11 protein-coding genes are annotated in these 18,311 nt (G+C 75.6%); 8 read left to right on the forward strand and 3 right to left on the reverse strand.

Going from position 1 to position 18,311, the window contains the following annotated elements:
- Both ACFVVL_RS15535 and ACFVVL_RS15540 read left to right on the forward strand, forming a co-directional pair.
- On the forward strand, positions 1-1,280 hold a 1,280-nt coding region (locus tag ACFVVL_RS15535; protein WP_387675303.1), incomplete at its 5' end, for an SUKH-4 family immunity protein.
- 266 nt (positions 1,281-1,546) lie between these two features.
- Complete coding sequence (locus tag ACFVVL_RS15540) at positions 1,547-2,908, forward strand: hypothetical protein (protein WP_387675306.1); 1,362 nt, start codon at positions 1,547-1,549, stop codon at positions 2,906-2,908.
- 57 nt (positions 2,909-2,965) lie between these two features.
- On the opposite strand, the gene ACFVVL_RS15545 is transcribed toward ACFVVL_RS15540, so the two are convergent.
- Positions 2,966-3,652, reverse strand: a complete 687-nt coding sequence (locus ACFVVL_RS15545; RefSeq protein WP_387675309.1) for a hypothetical protein — start codon at positions 3,650-3,652, stop codon at positions 2,966-2,968.
- A 508-nt stretch (positions 3,653-4,160) separates the two neighbouring features.
- On the opposite strand from ACFVVL_RS15545, the gene ACFVVL_RS15550 reads away from it, so the two are divergent.
- Positions 4,161-4,442, forward strand: a complete 282-nt coding sequence (locus ACFVVL_RS15550) for a beta/gamma crystallin domain-containing protein (protein ID WP_387675312.1) — start codon at positions 4,161-4,163, stop codon at positions 4,440-4,442.
- A 97-nt stretch (positions 4,443-4,539) separates the two neighbouring features.
- Here ACFVVL_RS15550 and ACFVVL_RS15555 read toward each other — a convergent pair whose 3' ends face one another.
- Complete coding sequence (locus ACFVVL_RS15555) at positions 4,540-5,856, reverse strand: nucleotide sugar dehydrogenase (protein ID WP_387675315.1); 1,317 nt, start codon at positions 5,854-5,856, stop codon at positions 4,540-4,542.
- A 587-nt stretch (positions 5,857-6,443) separates the two neighbouring features.
- Between ACFVVL_RS15555 and mfd the strand changes: the two genes are divergently transcribed.
- Positions 6,444-10,073 (forward strand): transcription-repair coupling factor, encoded by a 3,630-nt coding sequence (mfd, locus tag ACFVVL_RS15560; protein WP_387675318.1) that lies wholly within the window; start codon positions 6,444-6,446, stop codon positions 10,071-10,073.
- A gap of 170 nt (positions 10,074-10,243) precedes the next feature.
- Here the strand turns inward: mfd and ACFVVL_RS15565 are convergent, their stop codons facing one another.
- Positions 10,244-10,900, reverse strand: coding sequence for a DUF4352 domain-containing protein (locus tag ACFVVL_RS15565; RefSeq protein WP_387675321.1), 657 nt, complete (start codon positions 10,898-10,900; stop codon positions 10,244-10,246).
- A 218-nt stretch (positions 10,901-11,118) separates the two neighbouring features.
- Here ACFVVL_RS15565 and ACFVVL_RS15570 point away from each other — a divergent pair, with 218 nt between their 5' ends.
- The 4 genes from ACFVVL_RS15570 to ACFVVL_RS15585 all read left to right on the forward strand — a co-directional run bounded on the left by ACFVVL_RS15570 (position 11,119) and on the right by ACFVVL_RS15585 (position 18,281).
- Positions 11,119-13,263, forward strand: coding sequence for an N-6 DNA methylase (locus tag ACFVVL_RS15570; RefSeq protein WP_387675324.1), 2,145 nt, complete (start codon positions 11,119-11,121; stop codon positions 13,261-13,263).
- A gap of 178 nt (positions 13,264-13,441) precedes the next feature.
- Positions 13,442-14,224 carry a hypothetical protein gene (locus ACFVVL_RS15575; RefSeq protein ID WP_387675326.1) on the forward strand — a complete coding sequence of 261 codons (783 nt, stop codon included), beginning with the start codon at positions 13,442-13,444 and terminating at the stop codon, positions 14,222-14,224.
- Complete coding sequence (locus tag ACFVVL_RS15580; protein WP_387675329.1) at positions 14,221-15,855, forward strand: protein kinase; 1,635 nt, start codon at positions 14,221-14,223, stop codon at positions 15,853-15,855. The genes ACFVVL_RS15575 and ACFVVL_RS15580 overlap by 4 nt, the downstream gene beginning before the upstream one ends.
- Positions 15,856-16,877: 1,022 nt before the next feature.
- On the forward strand, positions 16,878-18,281 hold the full coding sequence (locus tag ACFVVL_RS15585) for a sensor histidine kinase (protein WP_387675332.1): 1,404 nt from the start codon (positions 16,878-16,880) through the stop codon (positions 18,279-18,281).
- The last annotated feature ends 30 nt before the right edge of the window (positions 18,282-18,311 follow it).

Below are 18,311 nucleotides of genomic sequence, written 5' to 3' on the forward strand. Positions count from 1 at the left end.
CCCCGGCCCCGGCCCCGGGCGGCGGGGTGGCGTACGAGCGCACCCAGCTCGCGGGCGCGATCGACCCGGCGCTGCTCGGCGGCGCCCCCGCCGACCCGGGCACCCCGCCGTCCGGCGGCCCCGCCGTCCCGCCGCCGCCCGGGGCCGGCGTGCCCACCGGCGCGCCGGGTGCCGGCTACGGCTACCCCGGCGGCCCGGCCGGACCCGGCGCCCCGGCTCCGGCCGCCGCCCCGGCCCCGGTCCCGGTCCCGGCAGCGCCGCCGGCGCCCGTCCCCGGGCCGCCGCAGGGCGCCCCGGTGCCGCCCGGCGTGCCCGCCGTCGGCCCGGGCTACTTCGCCGCGCTCAGCTACCGGGGCCCGGACGGCTCGGAGCAGAAGCTGCTGCACCGCAGCGAGCCCGGCACCCCGCACCCGGAATGGAAGATCCTCCAGGACCTTCGGCGGCTCAACGTGCCGCCGGAGCAGGTGCTGGAGCTGTACACCGAGCTGGAGTCCTGCGACCTGCCCGGCGGGTACTGCAACCGGATGATCGCCGCGTCCTGGCCGAACGTCCGGCTCACCCACACCGCCGACTACGGCCGCGACCACCACTCCCGGCAGGCCGGCATGGCCCAGCTGCTCGACCACCTGGACGAGCTGCACCAGCTGGCCTCCGGTCCGCAGCGGGTCCGCCCGTTCCGGGTGCCGCTGCCCGCCCCGGGCACCGTCCCGCCGCTGCCGCCGCTCGCGCCGCAGCAGCTCGCCCAGGAGCTCGGCCAGGCCTTCGGCCCGAACGTGTTCCGCTTCGAGCAGCGCGCGGTGGCCCGCCAGGGCGTGCCCGAGCCGGTGGCGCAGACGCTGATGTGGTCGGGGCTGCCGCGCGAGTTCGGACCGTTCTTCTGGGCGCAGGCCCAGGAGGGCCGGCCGATCCCGACGCTCGCCGAGCTGGCCGCCGAGCGCGGTCTGGCGGGCGGTCCGGACTTCGGCGGCTACCTGGTGCTCGGCAACGACTACGGCCGGCAGCTCTGTGTGCAGTACGGCACGGCGCACGTGGTCGCGGTGGACCTGGAAGGAACCGGCGAGCCCCCCCGGTTCGTCAACACGGGTGTACCGGAGTTCGTCCGCTCCCTGGCCCTGCTGGGCCGGATGTGGCGGCTGCGGTACGGGCTGACCCCGGACCAGGCCGGTCGCTGGACGACCGACTTCCAGGCCCAGCTGGCCGCGATCGACCCGGCTGCGCTGCAGTCCGCGGACACCTGGTGGGCCGTGCTGCTGGAGCAGTTCTGGGACGGCCTGCTCTAGCAGGCCGTGCCGGATCCGCGCAGGTGGCAGGGGGTCGTTCCGGTGCCCGGAACGGCCCCTTCGGCGTACCGGTGCGGCGGTGCCTCGTTGGGGTTTCGTCCACATCCGCGCAAAATAGGTCAAGAGGATGGTCGCAAGCGTCCATCCTCGACCTGTTCCGATCCGCCCGACGCCCGAATTCCGACCGGGTTCCCCCACCGGGTTCCCGGGCAGACCGATCCGTCCGATCATGGGCTCCGCAGCCCGCGACACGAGGGGAAGAGCCCATGAGCGACGCCGTCCCCCAGTACGGCTTCACCGTTGCCCGGCGCGGTTACGCGCCGGAGCAGGTCGACCGAGCCCTGGCCGCGTTCACCGCGCAGCGCGACGAGGCGTGGGAACGGCTGAGCGTACTCGGCGCCGGAATCCGGGAGATGGAGCGCCGGCTGGCCGAGATCCAGCAGGCCGCCGCCGACGCCCCCGAGCCCGACTACCAGGTGCTGAGCGACGAGGCCGCCGGTCTGGCCAGGATGGCGGAGAACGAGGCCCGCGCCGTCCGCGACAAGGCCGAGCGGTTCGCCGAGGACCTCCGCGACGAGGTCTACGAGGCCGGCCAGGCGCTCGACCGCGCCGCCAAGGAGTACGCGGCCACCACCCGCACCGAGGCCGACGCCGCCGCCCGCCGCACCGACGAGCGCACCCGGGCCGAGGCGGAGACCGTCCGGGCCGAGACCGACCGCGAGGTCCGGTCCGTCCGGGACGCCGCCACGGCGCACGCCGCCAAGGTCCGGGTCGCGGCCGCCGAGGCCTCCGAGCGGGCCGAGGCCAAGCTGGCCGAGCTGCGCCGCAAGGCCGACGAGATGTTCGCCGAGGCCCAGGCCGAGGCCGACGCCGAGGACGCGGCGGTCTCCGCCACCGCCGAGCGGCGGGTCAAGGAGGCCGAGCAGTTCCGCGAGACGGTGCTCGGCCAGATCAAGCAGAGCGACGCCGAGGCGCAGGCCCGGGCGGACCAGCTGATCGAGCAGGCCCGCCGGGAGGCCGAGCGGATCAACGCGGTCAGCGAGCGCGAGCAGCGCGAGTACGCGACCAAGCTGGAGACGGTGCAGCAGCACCTCGACCACATCAAGGCGACGCTGGCCTCGCTCACGGGCGCGGCGGTCGGCGCGATCGAGCCCGCGGCGCTGGAGTCCGCCGTGCTGGAGTCCGCCGCGCTGGAGCTCGCCTCCGGCGCCGCGCCCGTGGACGCCGCCCCGGCCGACGGGGCCCCGGCGGACGCCGCTCCGGCGGACCGGGCCCCGCTGGTGGACTCGGAGGCGGACACCGGGGAGATCCCGCTGCCGGTCGTCGCGGACCCGCGGGCCGACCTCCGCAAGGACGCGGTCCCGGCGCCCGCGAGCGAGGCCGCCACGGCGGTGCTGCGGGTCACCCCGGGCCGGGTCGCCCCGGCCCCCGCCGCCGCGGTCGCCACCGGACCGGTGCCGCCGCGGCCGGCCACCCCGCCGTCGGCGGCGGTGGACGCCGGTGCGGGCGCTGCCCCCGCGGCCGGGCGCCCGGCCGAGGAGGAGACCCGGATCATTCCGAAGATCGTGATCATCGACGACGGCAGCGACTACGCCACCCCGAACACGGTCGGCTTCCACCGCCGCTGATCCGTCCCGGTCCCACCGGGCCCCGGACGCCTCCCGGCGTCCGGGGCCCGGTGGCGTTCACGGGGTCGGCCCGGCGTCCCCCTCGGCGAGCAGCCGGGTGAGCTTGGCGTCCTGGGCGCGGACGGCCTCGCGGTGGGCGTTCAGGGCCGGGCCGTTGCGGTCGATCTGCTGGCGCTGGTAGCCCGCCAGGACGGTGAACCAGATCGCGGCCAGGTTGCTGCGGGTGGTGCAGTCGGCGTCGGCCCGGGCGGCGGCCAGTTCGGCCGGGGTGGCCTGCGGCGCGGCACGGTAGGGCTCCGGGAAGGACCGCGGGTCGTCGGCCCGGAAGCCCGCAGCCGCCATGCAGTCGGCCCACTGCGCGGTCGCCGCCGTGACCCGGCCGTCCCGTCCGGTGGCGGTCATGGAGTCCGAGAAGAGCCGCCCGAGGAGGTCGGCCCCCGGCGCCGGCGGCGCGCCGATCCGTTCGAGGGTCTGCCGGTCGCAGTCGATCCGGGCGCTGTCGTAGGCCTCGCCGGACCCGGCCGCCGGCGCCTCCGCGCCCGGGCCGGGACCGGCCGTCCGGGGTGCGTGGAACCCCTGGACGCCGGCGATCTCGGCCCCGAGGTACCCCCAGGCGCCGGCGGGCAGCGCGGTGGCGTTGTCCGGGGGGCGTGCCTCCTGAAGGCCGTCCCCGCGGAAGCCGGTGTAGCCGGCCCGGTGCATGCAGGAGACGATCAGCGCATTGCGGACCCGAATCTCCTTCACGGCGGCCTGGTCGTCGGACTGGTAAGCGGAAAGCGGAAGTCCGGTCATTCCGGCCCGGCCGGATTCCGGGGCTTTCGGTGCGTCGATCGCGGGAGGGGTCAGGGCGGAATCCGCGGAACCCCCTGCGGAGGGTCCGGAGCAGCCTGTGAAAAAGGCCGACAGAACGACTGCAGCAGCGGTCGCGGTGAATCGTCCGAAATGCGGTGGGCGGGCCAAGCGGAAGCTCCGATCCTCAGGAACGGCAGGACTGTTCGGACCCTAGCGCATGCTTGTGCGGGGCGGCCCGGGAGGCGCCGGGACGGTGCGGCTTGGCCGGAAAAGAACTGTTCGGCCGTGCGGCGCCATGTCAGCCTCTGGAGTCGCAGCCGCTACCCTTCGGAGGGTTCATATGATTCGCCGCACAAATCATTCGGAACGTCCTTCGGGACCTCGTTCCGGAAATGTTCTGGGCCGCCGGGTCGGAGCACTCGCCGTGCTCGTCGCGGCGGCCGCGACGTTACTGCCGGCCGTGAATGCCGAGGCCGTCAACCGGGTCGATTGCGGAGGCCGCACCGATTTCGCGAAGGTCTACAACTACGGCTACGGCGGCACGCTCTGTTTCGCGAACGACGGGTGGATGGCGGTGCGCGTCTACAACGTCGACCGGATCGACGCCGGGAACAACAAGGTCATCACGTACCTCGGCGGCAGCATGGGCTCCTGGACCGTCTTCAACTGGGAGCAGTACGACTTCAACGGCCACGTGGGCCACGAGGTGACGATGTACGACATCAACCTCTCCCGCTGGTAGGAGCGGGAGGACGGGCCCCGCGGGCCCGCGCGGGCGAGGAGGCCCGCTGACCCGCGGTGCCGGGCGGGTGCGGTCGCCCGGCACCGTCTCCGAAGGGTCAGAGCACCTCGACCGTGGCGCCCGGGGCCGGCCGGCGCCGGCAGTCCAGCACGTACCGGGCGTGGGTGGTGACCGCCTCGTGGTCGACCTCGTCGTGGTCGGCGAGCAGCACCACCGCGTCCGCCGCCGCCAGCTCCTGCGGGCTCGCCTCCACCCGGCGGACCGCGGCGGACGGGTCCCCGTACGGGGCGTGCCCGGCGGCCCGCGGGCCGGGGACGACCGGCTCGGGCACGTGCACCCCGACCACCACGCGCGGGTCGGCGACCCGGACCTCGGCGCCCATCCGGACCAGCAGCTCGGCGATCCGGGCGGCCGGCGTCTCCCGGGCGCCACCGGCGCACCCCGGCTGCGCCGGCGCGAGCAGCAGCACCCGCGAGCCCTCGACCGGGCACCGCCGGTCGTCCAGCGCCGCGGCGAGCCGGCGGACCACGTAGTCGGGCATGTGGCCGTTGACGTCGTTGGCCAGCTCGACGAAGCGGAACGACCGGCCGAGCGCCCGCTCCGTCCGCCAGGGCAGGTGGGTCGGGTCGATCGGCAGGCAGGGCCCGCCGGCCCCCGGGCCGGGGGTGAAGCGCAGATGGCCGAACGGCTTGGTGGCGGCCGCGTCGATGGCCGTCCAGACGTCGATGCCGAGGTCGTGCGCGAACATCGCCAGCTCGTTGACCAGGGCGACGTTCACCTGACGGAAGGCGTTCTCCAGCAGCTTGGTCAGTTCGGCCTCCCTGCACGAGGAGACCGGGACGGTCCGCTCGACCAGCCCGCCGTAGAAGCCCTCGACCACGGCCAGCGAGGCCGGGTCGATCCCGGAGACCACTTTCGGGGTGTTCTCCAGCCGCCAGACCGGGTTGCCCGGGTCGATCCGCTCGGGGCTGCAGCCGAGGTGGAAGTCCCGCCCGGCGGTCAGCCCGGACCCCGCCTCCAGCAGCGGCGCGAGCAGTTCCTCGGTGGTGCCGGGGTAGCCGGTCGACTCCAGGACGACGCCCGCCCCGGGCCGCAGGTGCGGGGCCAGCAGGGCGGCCGAGTCCTCGATGGGCGACAGGTCGGGCACGCCGTCGCGCAGCGGCGTGGGCACCGTGATCACCGCGATGTCGAAGCCCGCCACGTCGGACGGATCGGCGGACGGCAGGTAGCTGCCGTCCTCCAGCAGCGGCCGCAGCCGGCCGGCCGGGACGTCCTCGACGTCGGACTCGCCGACGGTCAGCCGTTTGATCCGGTGCTCGTCCACGTCGTAGCCGATCACCCGGTGTCCGGCCTCGGCCGCGCGGACCGCGAGCGGCAGCCCCGTACAGCCCTGGCCCGCGATGACGACGCGCATGACGACGAACCCCCTCCACCGCGGCGCTCCCCTGGCCCCTCCGGGCGTCGCCCCCGCAGTTTCACGTCCCAGGGTAGGGAGCGGGGGCCGGCCGCGCGGGCATTCCCGGGACCGGGCCGGGGAAAGAGTGAGGCCGAGACCCGTGGCGCCCTCCAGGAAAGGGCGCCACGGTTCCCGGCGCGTGGGCGGGCGCCCCCACCCAGGGTCGCCCGGCCTCGCACGCCCGACCCCCATCGGGTGTGCGACCGTGCCCTCGCAGCCATCCCCCACGGTTGGGTGCGGCGGGCACGTTCTCCATGGTGCGCGATCTCCATGGACGGGCAGTGACAGGAGTATGTCCAGTTCGTGGCGGATCGCGACGGCCCGGAAACAGCCCGCCCCACGACGGGAGCGACGGCGCGCGGCCGGTGGTTCGTCCGCGCCTGACCGCGCCCGGTCCGGCCCCGGCCGTGCACCGGGTGCGGGTCGGCCGCGCGGCGTAGGCTGGAGACCCCCGGCCGCTCGGCGTGCCGGGCCGTTCGCGTTGCCCGGACGGGCCCTCCGGCCTCCAGGGCAGCACCAGCCACGGGACGAAGAAGAGACTCCAGATGAGCCTGACCGGACTGCTCGATGTCGTCGCGCGGGACGCGGCCCTCGCCGAGGCGATCGAGGCCGCGACCGCCCCCGGTGCCGCGGCCGGCGGCCGCCGTCACCTCGACCTGGTCGGACCGCCCGCCGCCCGGCCGTTCGCGATCGCCGCGCTCGCCCGTGCGCTCGCCGGGCAGGCGGCCGGCGAGCGGGGCCGTCCGGTGCTGGCCGTCACCGCCACCGGCCGGGAGGCCGAGGACCTCGCCGCCTCGCTCCGCTCGCTGCTGCCGCCGGACGCGGTCGCCGAGTTCCCGGCCTGGGAGACGTTGCCGCACGAGCGGCTCTCGCCGCGCTCCGACACGGTCGGGCGCCGGCTCGCCGTGCTGCGCCGGATCGTCCACCCGCGGGCCGACGACCCGGCGGCCGGGCCGGTGCAGGTGATCGTGGCGCCGGTCCGCTCGGTGCTCCAGCCGCAGGTGAAGGGGCTGGCCGAGCTGGAGCCGGTGGCCGTCGGGCGGGGCGAGTCGCACGATCTGGAGGAGATCGCCCGGCGGCTCGCCGCGGCCGCCTACTCCCGCGTCGAACTGGTCGAGAAGCGCGGCGAGTTCGCGGTGCGCGGCGGCATCCTGGACGTCTTCCCGCCGACCGAGGAGCACCCGCTGCGGGTGGAGTTCTGGGGCGACGACGTCGAGGAGATCCGGTACTTCAAGGTGGCCGACCAGCGGTCGCTGGAGATCGCCGAGCACGGCCTGTGGGCGCCGCCCTGTCGTGAACTGCTGCTGACCGACGAGGTGCGGGCCCGGGCCGCCGGGCTGTCCGCCGAGCACCCGGGGCTGGCGGAGATCCTGGACAAGATCGCCGAGGGCATCGCGGTCGAGGGCATGGAGTCGCTGGCGCCCGTGCTGGTCGACGACATGGAACTGCTGCTGGACGTGCTGCCGCTCGGCTCGGTCGCGGTGGTCTGCGACCCCGAGCGGGTCCGCACCCGCGCCGCCGACCTGGTGGCGACCAGCCAGGAGTTCCTGCACGCCTCCTGGGTGGCGGCCGCGGCCGGTGGCGACCGGCCGATCGACCTGGAGGCGATCGACGTCTCGGCCGCCTCGCTGCGGTCGCTCGCCGAGGTGCGCGAGCACGCCGCCGAGATCGGCCTGCCGTGGTGGTCGGTCAGCCCGTTCGCGACCAGCGACGCCACGGTTGACGGCCTGCTGGAGTTCGACGTCAACACCCTGACCCTCGGCATGCACGCGGTCGAGGCGTACCGGGGCGACACCGCGCGGGCGATCGCCGACGCCAAGGAGCGGCTCGCCGCCGACTGGCGGGTCGTCATGGTGACCGAGGGGCACGGTCCGGCCTCCCGGCTCGCCGAGGTGCTCGGCAACGAGGGCATCCCGGCCCGGCTGGTCGCCGACCTGTCCGAGGCGCCGACCCGGGACGTCGTGCACGTCGCCTGCGGCTCGATCGAGTACGGCTTCGTCGACGAGGCGCTCAGGCTGACCGTCATCACCGAGACCGACCTGTCCGGCCAGAAGTCCTCCACCAAGGACATGCGGCGGATGCCCTCCCGGCGCCGCAACGCGATCGACCCGCTGGCGCTGGTCGCCGGCGACTACGTGGTGCACGAGGCGCACGGCGTCGGCCGGTACGTGGAGATGGTGCAGCGCACCGTGCAGGGCGCCACCCGCGAGTACCTGGTGCTGGAGTACGCGCCCGCCAAGCGCGGCCACCCCGGCGACCGGCTGTTCGTGCCGACCGACCAGCTCGACCAGGTCACCAAGTACGTCGGCGGCGAGGCCCCGACGCTGCACCGGCTCGGCGGCGCGGACTGGGCGAAGACCAAGCAGCGGGCCAAGAAGGCCGTCAAGGAGATCGCCGCCGACCTCATCAAGCTGTACTCGGCCCGGATGGCCGCGCCCGGCCACACCTTCGGCCCGGACACCCCGTGGCAGCGGGAGCTGGAGGACGCCTTCCCCTACGCGGAGACGCCGGACCAGCTGACCACCATCGCCGAGGTCAAGTCGGACATGGAGAAGTCCGTCCCGATGGACCGGCTGATCTGCGGCGACGTCGGCTACGGCAAGACCGAGATCGCGGTGCGCGCGGCCTTCAAGGCGGTGCAGGACGGCAAGCAGGTGGCGGTGCTGGTGCCGACCACGCTGCTGGTGCAGCAGCACTTCTCGACCTTCGCCGAGCGGTACGCCAACTTCCCGGTGAACGTGAAGGCGCTGTCCCGGTTCCAGACGGACAGCGAGGCGAAGGCCGTGCTGGAGGGGCTGTTCGAGGGCTCGGTGGACGTCGTCATCGGCACCCACCGGCTGTTCTCCTCGGAGACCCGCTTCAAGGACCTCGGGCTGGTCATCGTCGACGAGGAGCAGCGCTTCGGCGTCGAGCACAAGGAGCAGCTGAAGAAGCTGCGGGCCAACGTGGACGTGCTCACCATGTCCGCGACCCCGATCCCGCGCACCCTGGAGATGGCCGTCACCGGCATCCGCGAGATGTCCACCATCACCACCCCGCCGGAGGAGCGGCACCCGGTGCTGACCTTCGTCGGACCGTACGACGAGAAGCAGATCTCGGCGGCGATCCGGCGTGAGCTGCTGCGCGAGGGCCAGGTGTTCTACATCCACAACCGGGTCGAGTCGATCGACAAGGCGGCCGCCCGGCTGAAGGACCTGGTGCCGGAGGCGCGGATCGCCACCGCGCACGGTCAGATGGGCGAGACCCAGCTGGAGAAGGTGGTCGTCGACTTCTGGGAGAAGGAGTTCGACGTCCTGGTGTCGACCACGATCGTGGAGTCCGGCATCGACATCTCCAACGCCAACACGCTCATCGTCGAGCGCGGTGACACCTTCGGCCTCTCCCAGCTGCACCAGCTGCGCGGCCGGGTGGGCCGCGGGCGGGAGCGCGGGTACGCGTACATGCTGTACCCGCCGGAGAAGCCGCTGACCGAGACGGCGCACGAGCGGCTGGCCACCATCGCCCAGCACACCGAGATGGGCGCCGGCATGTACGTGGCGATGAAGGACCTGGAGATCCGCGGGGCCGGCAACCTGCTCGGCGGCGAGCAGTCCGGGCACATCGCTGGCGTCGGCTTCGACCTCTACATGCGGATGGTCGGGGAGGCGGTGGCCGAGTTCCGGGAGTCGCTGGCGGGCGGCGGCGAGGCGGAGGAGGAGCCGCTGGAGGTGAAGATCGAACTGCCGGTCGACGCCCATGTGCCGCACGACTACGCGCCGGGGGAGCGGCTGCGGCTCCAGGCCTACCGTTCGATCGCGGCGGTCAACTCGGAGGAGGACATCACCCAGGTCCGCGACGAGCTGGTCGACCGGTACGGCAAGCTGCCCGAGCCGGTGGAGAACCTGCTCCTGGTGGCGGCGCTGCGGCTGTACGCCCGGCGGTGCGGCATCGCGGACATCACCCTGCAGGGCTCCCACGTGCGGTTCGGGCCGGTCGAGCTGCGGGAGTCGCAGCAGCTGCGGCTGAACCGGCTCTACCCGCGCAGCCAGGTGAAGGCGGCGACCCAGCAGCTGCTGGTGCCGCGCCCGTCGACCGGGCGGATCGGCGGCAAGCCGCTGGTCGGGCGGGAGCTGCTGGCGTGGTCCCGGGAGTTCCTGTCGACCATGTTCGACGACCTGGCGGGGGCCAAGAAGTAGCGGACCCCGGGCGGGGGGACCCGCGGGGTACCGCAGGGGTGGCGGCGGTCTCGGGCGATGGCGCCCGGGACCGCCGTCGTCGTGGGTGGGCCGGTGCCGGGCCGGCGGGTCGGTGCCGGGTGGTCGGTGCCGGGCGGGCCGGGGGCGCCGGCCGGGCGTGAACAGGGCGGTCAGCCGATCTTCCACTGGCCGACCTGGTCGGCGAAGCCGTTGTCCAGGGAGAACTGGACCTTGTCGAGCTTGGTGCCGTTGGGGACCTCGAAGACCACGAAGCCCTTGCCGGTCTCGCCGGCGGCGATGTTGGTGGGGGTCTGGAAGGACGGGCCGGCCTTGGTGTCGGCGAGCGTCGGGCCGTACGCCTGGCCCTGGTCGTCGATCACCTTGGCGCTGCTCCAGGGCGCCTCGCTGTACGCCTTGGAGCCGGTCGCCTTGATCTGGAACTGCACGGCGACGTAGTGCTTGCCGTCCGCCGCGGTGAGGTACTCGTTGGTGCTCGCCGCCGGGTCGACCACCTTCACGGCGGTGACGTCGGCGGTGTTGCCCTTCTCCAGGGTGCCCTTGAGGGCGATGGTGTCGCCGATCTTGGCCGGGGCCTTGGCCGCCTCGGCCGGCTTGCTCTCGGCGGCCTTGCTCTCGGCGGGCAGGCTGTCGGCCGGCTTGACCGCGGCGGCGGAGTCGCCGGACGCCGGGGCGGCGGCGGTCTGCTTGGCCTCGGTGGAGACGGACGGGCCGCCGGTGGAGTCGCAGGCCGTCGCGGTGAGGGCGACGAGCGCGGCGCCGGCCAGCAGGACGGCGGTGCGGCGGGTGCGGCGGGTGGTGGCGGACATGGCTGTCTCCTCGGGCCTCGGTTCTTGTTCTTCTTCTCTGCTGCGCGCCGACCTGCTGTCGACAGGAGAGATCACACCACGGGCTGTGAACCGTGTCAACAATGATTCATCGAACCTCTCCGTTCACGTGTGAACGCCTCGACCGGGGGCGCTGGATATGCTGTGTGGTCACACCACCCGTGCCGCCGCCGCTGCGGATCGCCGCCGAAGGAGCCCCCATGCCGGACCGTCCCGAGGTGACCGCCGTCGAGATCGCCCGCCTCGCCGGGGTGGGCCGCGCCGCCGTCAGCAACTGGCGCCGCCGCCACCCCGACTTCCCCCGCCCGGTCGGCGGCACCGACAGCAGCCCGACCTTCGCGCTCACCGACGTGGAGTCCTGGCTCAGGGCCCAGGGAAAGATCGCCGAACTGCCGCTGCTCGAACGGGTCTGGCGGCTCGTCGAGACCCTGCGCGACCCGGACGGCCACCCGGCCGCCCCGCTGGTCCGGGCCGGCAGCGTCCTGCTGCTGCACCACCGCGCGCCGGAGCGCTGGAACACGCTCACCGGCCTGCCGGACACCAAGCTCGCCACCGGCCTGCCGCGCGCCCTCGCCGACACCGTCCGCACCGTGCTCGGCCCCGACGGCGCCGCCGGCCTGCACGGGTCCGGACTGCTCGGCTCCACCGAACTGGACCTCGCCCGGCTGCTCGCCGAACTCGCCGCCGCGGCCGGCCCGGCCGGTGCCTTCGAACAGCTCCTCACCCGCTACGCCGAGGCCAACACCCGCCAGCTCAGCCCCACCCCGCCGGAGGCCGCCGAGCTGCTCGCCGGCGTCGCGGGCGTCCCCGCCACCGTGCTCGACCCCGCCGCCGGCCTCGGTGCGCTGCTGCTCGCCCTGCCGTCCACCACCGACCGCTACGGCCAGGACGCCGACCCGGTCACCGCCGCGCTCGCCGGGCTCCGGCTCGCCCTGCACGCGCCCGCCGCCGACCCCGCCCCGCTCCCGGTCGAGATCCGCCCCGGCGACGCCCTGCGCGCCGACGCCTACACCGGCCACACCTTCGACGCGGTGCTCTGCCAGCCCCCCTACAACGAACGGGACTGGGGCCACGACGAGCTGCAGTTCGACCGGCGCTGGCCCGGCGGCCTCGTCCCGCCGCGCGGCGAGTCCGAGCTCGCCTGGGTGCTGCACTGCCTCGCCCACACCCGCCCCGGCGGGCTCGCCGCCCTGCTGCTCCCGCCGACCGTCGCCACCCGCCGGGCCGGCCGCCGGGTCCGCGCCGAACTGCTGCGCTCCGGCGCGCTGCGCGCCGTCGTCGCGCTCCCGGCGGGCGTCGCGCCCCCGTACGGGGTCCCGCTCCACCTCTGGGTGCTGCGCGCCCCCCGCCCCGGCGACGACTTCCGCCAGGTGCTGATGCTGGACGCCGCCTCCGCCTCGGCGAGCTCCGCCGAGGTCGCCGAGGGCGGCCGCGACAAGGTGCGCTGGCCCGAGCTGCGCCGCACCGTCGTGGACGCCTGGAGGGCCTTCGACCTCGCGGCCCGCGAGGGCCTGCCGCTGCCCGAGGACCGACCCGGCCGGCACCGGACCGTGGCGGCGATCGACCTGCTCGACGACGAGACCGACCTCTCGCCCACCCGTCACGTCCCGCCGGCCGCCCCGCCCGGCGGCGCCGCCGGGCTGTCCCACCTCAGCGGCCGGCTGACCGAGCTGCTGGCCGGGCTCGCCGACCCCGGGGCCCTGCTGCCCGAGCCGGCCGGTGGAGCGGGCGGCTGTGCCGGTGGCGGCGCGGTCGTCACGCTGAGCGAGCTGGTCCGCACCGGGCTGCTGGACGTGCACTCCTCCGGCACCGGTGCGCCCGCCCTCCCGGCCGATGCGGACCCGGCGGGCACCCCCGTCCTCACCGACCAGGACCTGGTCACCGGCAGCGCACCCGGCGCCGTCCTCGACCGGTCCGCCGCCGGCGCCGACGCCCTGCCGCTGACCCGCCCCGGCGACGTCCTCGTCCCCGCCCTCGGCGGCGGCACCGCCCGCGTCGTCGGCCCGGACGGCCCGCCCGCCGGCGCCGCCCTCGGCCGCCAGCTCCACCTGCTCCGCCCCGACCCGGCCGCCCTCGACCCGGACTTCCTGGCCGGTCACCTGCGCTCCACGGCCGCCGCCCGCCGGGCCGCCAGCCACGCCTCCACCACCACCCGCCTCGACATCCGCCGGGTCGAGCTGCCACGTCTGCCGATCACCGAACAGCGCCGGCTCGGCGCCGCCTTCGCCCGGCTCGCCGCCTTCGACACCGCCCTGCAACGCGCCGCCGCGCTGGGCCGCACCCTCACCCAGTCCGCCACCGACGCCCTCGCTTCCGGCACCGCCGAGCCTCCGCAGGCCCGGTGACGCCGGAGCAGGAAGCCGGCCCGGCCGACTTCCTGCTCCCGGGCCGGGCGCGCGGCCCGCGGTGGCGGGTGATTCGGGTACGGCAGAAGGACTCCGGCGTGACGGGCGCGGGCGGTACGGTGTGCGGAGCCGGTTCCGTGATCGGGACCGCCGTCGTCCTCACCGCTCAGGAGCGCGCATGTCAGGGCAGTACCCCGGGCAGTTCGGCCCACCGCCCGGTGGCACGCCGACCGGCGGCATACCCGGCGCCGGTCCGCAGGCCTACGCCCCGACCATGGCGGTTCCCCAGCAGGGTCCCGGAGGCCAGGGCCGACCGTACGGCGTGCTCGGCCGCGTCCTGGCGGTCCTCGCGCCGCTGCTCTCCTTCGGGCTGCTCGGCATGGTCCCCTCGCTGCTGCTGGCGGTCCGCCGCCGCCGGGCGTACGACATCCTCGGCGCGGTCGTCTACGCCGGGGTCTTCCTCACCTTCTTCATCTGCATGGGGATCGCCGGCAGCTACCCCAAGGGCGACGCCCCGGTCGCCGACGCGATCGGCACCACGATGATGGTGCTGCTGTGGTTCACCCCGCCGGTGCACTTCCTGCTGATGGACCGCCAGGTGGTCTGGGCGTCCGGCCGGGTCCCGGCCGGCCCCTACGCCCCGGCGGCCGGGGCGACCGGGTACGGCTACCCGGTGCCCGCCGCGCCGGTGGGGCCGGTGGGGCCGGTGGGGCCGTACCCGCAGCCCGTGCAGCCCTACCCGACCGCCCAGCCGTACGGGGCCGCCGCCCCCTACCCGCAGGCCGCCCGGCCGTACCCGGCCGTCGACTCCCACCCGTCGGCGATCTCCCACCCGCCCGTGCGCGCCGCCGGTCCCGGACCCGCCGGTCCCGGGGCCGCCGCTGCCGGCCCCGCGACCTCCGACGAACTGCGTGAACTCGGCGAACTGCTGCGCCGGCAGGCCCGCGAGGACCGCCCGTGACCGTCGCCCGGGTGATCGGCGGCCGCTACCACCTCACCGAGAAGATCGGCCACGGCGGCATGGGCCAGGTCTGGGCCGGCCGCGACGAACGGCTCGCCCGCCCGGTCGCCGTCAAGCTGCTGCGCACCGACCACCTCCTCGCCGCCACCGGCGCCGCCGACCCCGCCACCGCCGAACACCGGCGGCACGCCGACGAACTGCGCCACCGCTTCCTGCGCGAGTGCCGCACCACCGCCGCCCTCGACCACCCCGGCCTGGTCACCGTCTTCGACGCGGGCGAGGAGGGCGGCGAGCTCTACCTCGTCATGCAGCGCGTGCCCGGCGTCAGCCTCGCCGACCTCATCGCCGAGGACGCGCCGTTCCCGGTCGACCGGGCGGTCTCGGTGGCCGCCCAGCTCTGCGCCGCGCTGGCCGCCGTCCACGCCGTGCCGGTCGTCCACCGGGACCTCAAGCCCAGCAACGTGATGGTCCGTGAGGACGGCCGGACCGTCCTGCTCGACCTCGGCATCGCCACCGCGATCGACCCCGCCGCCACCCGCCTCACGCTCACCGGCGCCCTGATCGGCAGTCCCCCCTACATGGCGCCGGAACAGGCGCTGTCCACCGCCGTCGACCCGCGCAGCGACCTGTACGCGCTCGGCTGCCTGCTCCACGAGATGCTGACCGGCGAGGGACCGTTCCGCGCACCCACCGCCCTCGGGCTGCTGCGCCGGCACGTCGACGACCCACCGGTGCCGCTGCGCGAACTGCGTCCCGAGGTGCCGGCGCCGCTGGAGCGGCTGGTCCTCGACCTGCTCGCCAAGCGGCCGCAGGACCGCCCGGCCGACGCCCAGGAGGTCTACGGGCGGCTGCTGCCGCTGCTGCCCGCCGCCGTCCCCGTGCCGCAACCCCGGTACGGGCCGCTGCCCGACCCGGCCCGGCCGTACCGGCACCCGCTCCAGCCGCAGCCCCGGCCGGCCGGCGCCGCACCGGCGGCACCACCGGTGCGGGCCGTGCCGCCCCCGTTCCTGCCGGCCGCCGTTCCGGCTCCGGCGCCCGTCGCAGTGCCCGTCGCGGTGGGCGAGGACTTCGCGGCGGCCTGCGCCCGGCTCTCCGACCTGGTCGACGCGGGCCGGCGTGCCGAGGTGCTCGACCTCGCCGCCCGACTGCTGACGCGGGGCCGTTCCGAACTCGGTGACGGCGCCGCGATGGTCCGCACCGTCCGGACCATCTACGCCCGCACGCTGCTCCAGGAGCGGCGCCACCACGAGGCCCTGGCGGAGTACCGGCTGCTCGCGACGACCGCCGAGGGCGGACCGCACGGCCGCCGGGCCCTGGAACCGCGCTACCGGGCCGCCGAGTGCCTCGAACAACTGGGGCGGGGCGCGGAGGCCCTCGCCGAGTACCAGGCCCTGCTCGCGGTGTGGCCGGAGACCGAACCGGAACGCCTGCTGGACCTCCGGGAGCGGATCGGCGTCCTGCTGGCCGCGCTCGGCGAGACCGAAGCGGCCTGGTCCTGGCTGCTCCAGCTCCTCTTCGACCGCGAACGCCGCGAGGGCCCCCACCACCCCTCCGTCCGCCGCCTCCGCCAGACCCTCGACACCCTCCAACCCCACCGCACCACCGCCACCCCCTGGCCCCCACACCCCTGACCACCCCGGCACAGGAGCGGGAAGCCGACACGCCCGACTTCCCCCTCTGCCCAGGCGTGGGGAGCCGAAAGTCGGCGGGCCCGACTTCCCACGCTGTCCGTGCCGGTGCCGCCCACCCGCCGCCGCCCCCGGCGTGGGAGCAGGAAGTCGGCGGGCGCCGCCCACCCCAGCCCCTCTGCTGCCCGGGTGCGGGGAGTGGGAAGTCGGCGGGCCGGACTTCCCACGCTGGCCGGGCGGGTCTTGCCCCTCCCACCTCCGCCCACCCGCTGCCCCGGTGCGGGAGTGAGAAGTCGGCGGGCCCGACTTCCTGTGCCGCCCACCCCCAGCCCCTCTGCCCGCCCGCTGCCCGGGTGCGGGGAATGGGAGGTCGGCGGGCCGGACTTCCCACGCTGGCCGTGCCGGTGCCGCCCACCCGCCGCCCCCGGCGTGGGAGCAGGAAGTCGGCGGGCCCGACTTCCTGTGTCGCCTACCCCAGCCTCTGCCTACCTGCTGCCCGGGTGTGTGGGGTGGGAAGTCGGCGGGCCGGACTTCCCACGCTGGCCGGGCGGGTCTTGCCCCTCCCACCTCCGCCCACCCGCTGCCCCGGTGCAGGAGTGGGAAGTCAGCGGGCCCGACTTTCCACGCTGGCCGTGCCGGTGCTGCCCGCCCGACCTCCGCCCACCTGCGGCCCTGGCGTGAGGGTAGGCGGCCGAGGAGGCGGCCGAGGAGGCGGTCAGGATGGGAGTGGGAAGTCGGCGGGCCCGACTTCCTGTGCCGCCCACCCCAGTCCTTCTGCCCACCTGCGGCCCTGGCGTGGGGGTAGACGGTCGGGATGGGAGTGGGAAGTCGGCGGGGCGGACTTCCTGCGCTGGTCGGGGCGGTGTTGCCGCGCACTTCCCCGGGACCCCCACCGCCACTTGGCCACCTGCTCGCTGCGTCGGGCGGGGAGCAGGAAGTCGGCGGGTTCGACTTTCCGTGTTGGGTGGGGTGGCTATGACTTTCGGCAGATTCGGGGGCGGGACGGGGTCCGTAGGGTCGGGTGGGTGTGGAGAGATCGGTGGGTGGAGTGGGCGCTGCTGGCGGTGGCGGCCGGGGGGCTCGGGCTGACGGCGGTGTCGTTCTGGTGGGTGCTGCCGGGGGTCGGGGCGGCGTTCGCGGCCGGGGTGCGGATGGAGCGGGTGCGGGTGGCGGCCGTGCTGCTGGTGGTCCTGGTGACGGCCGGGACGCTGGTGGCCGTGGTCGTCCCGGACCGGTCCGAGCAGGCGATCTCGGTGGTCTCGGTGCTGGTCTGCGCCGGGATGGGCCCGTGGATGGTGGGCCGGTTCTGGCGGCTGTCGCAGGAACTGGTGCGGGCCGGCTGGGAGCGGGCGGAGCGGGCCGAGCGTGAGCAGCAGCTGGTGGCCGAGCAGGCGCGGCTGCGCGAGCGGGCCCGGATCGCCCAGGACATGCACGACGCCCTCGGCCACGACCTCAGCCTGATCGCGCTGCGCGTCGGCGCGCTGCAGCTGGCGCCCGGCCTGGCCCCGCCGCACCGGGAGGCGGCCCAGGAGATCCGCGCGGGTGCGGCGGCCGCCGTCGAACGCCTCGGGGAGGTGATCGGGGTCCTGCGGGACGAGACGGACGCCCACGCCTCCCGGGGCCCGGCCGACGCGGGCGTCCCGCAGCTGGTGGAGGAGGCGGCCGCGGCGGGCCTGGACGTCGGGCTGACCGTCACCGGCGAGCCGGACGGGCTGCCGCGGGCGGCCGAGCACGCCGCCTACCGGGTGGTCCAGGAGGCGCTGACCAACGCCGCCAAGCACGCCCCCGGGGCCCCGGTCGCGGTGCGGGTCGGGTACTCCCCGGACGGGGCCCGGATCCGGGTGGTCAACGGGCCGCCCCGGGGAGGTGCGCCCGGTCCGGTGACGGGCGGCCGCGGCCTCATCGGCCTGGCCGAGCGGGTCCGGCTGGCCGGCGGCACCTTCCGGTACGGGCCCCGGGACGACGGCGGCTTCGAGGTCGGCGCCCGGCTGCCGCGCGCCGGCGCCCCGGCGGGTGCCCCGGCGCCGCGGCCGGTCACGCTGTCGCCGGCCCGTGAACTGCGCCGGGCCCGCCGCCGGGTGGGCCGGATGATGGCGGCGGTGGTGCTGGCGCCGCTGACCGTCGCCCTGGCCCTCACCGCCGTGCTGCGCGGCTGGACGATCCAGGCGGCCGGCCGATCCGTCCTCGACCCCGCCGACTACGCGTCGTTGCGCGTCGGCCAGGACCGGGCCACCGTGCAGCGGGTCCTGCCGGACCACCGGTTTCCGTACCATCCGTCCGTGGGCGACCCGCCGCCCGGGGGAGAGGGAGTGACGTGCGAGTACTACGCGATGACGGCCGAGGCGTTCGGCGACGACCGCTCCGGGGACGCGTACCGGCTCTGCTTCCGGGACGACGTGCTGATCTCCCTGGACGCCCTGGTCCGGTGAGCGCCCGGTGAACGACGTGGAGCGGGCGGA

The organism is Kitasatospora sp. NPDC058115, from assembly GCF_042884635.1.
Lineage (GTDB): Bacteria > Actinomycetota > Actinomycetes > Streptomycetales > Streptomycetaceae > Kitasatospora.

What these genes read in the sequence shown, in the direction of transcription:
- ACFVVL_RS15540 (WP_387675306.1), top strand. Translation starts at nt 1,547, where the DNA reads ATGAGCGACGCCGTCCCCCAGTACGGCTTCACCGTTGCCCGGCGCGGT.
- ACFVVL_RS15555 (WP_387675315.1), bottom strand. Translation starts at nt 5,856, where the DNA reads ATGCGCGTCGTCATCGCGGGCCAGGGCTGTACGGGGCTGCCGCTCGCG.
- mfd (WP_387675318.1), top strand. Translation starts at nt 6,444, where the DNA reads ATGAGCCTGACCGGACTGCTCGATGTCGTCGCGCGGGACGCGGCCCTC.
- ACFVVL_RS15565 (WP_387675321.1), bottom strand. Translation starts at nt 10,900, where the DNA reads ATGTCCGCCACCACCCGCCGCACCCGCCGCACCGCCGTCCTGCTGGCC.
- ACFVVL_RS15570 (WP_387675324.1), top strand. Translation starts at nt 11,119, where the DNA reads ATGCCGGACCGTCCCGAGGTGACCGCCGTCGAGATCGCCCGCCTCGCC.
- ACFVVL_RS15575 (WP_387675326.1), top strand. Translation starts at nt 13,442, where the DNA reads ATGTCAGGGCAGTACCCCGGGCAGTTCGGCCCACCGCCCGGTGGCACG.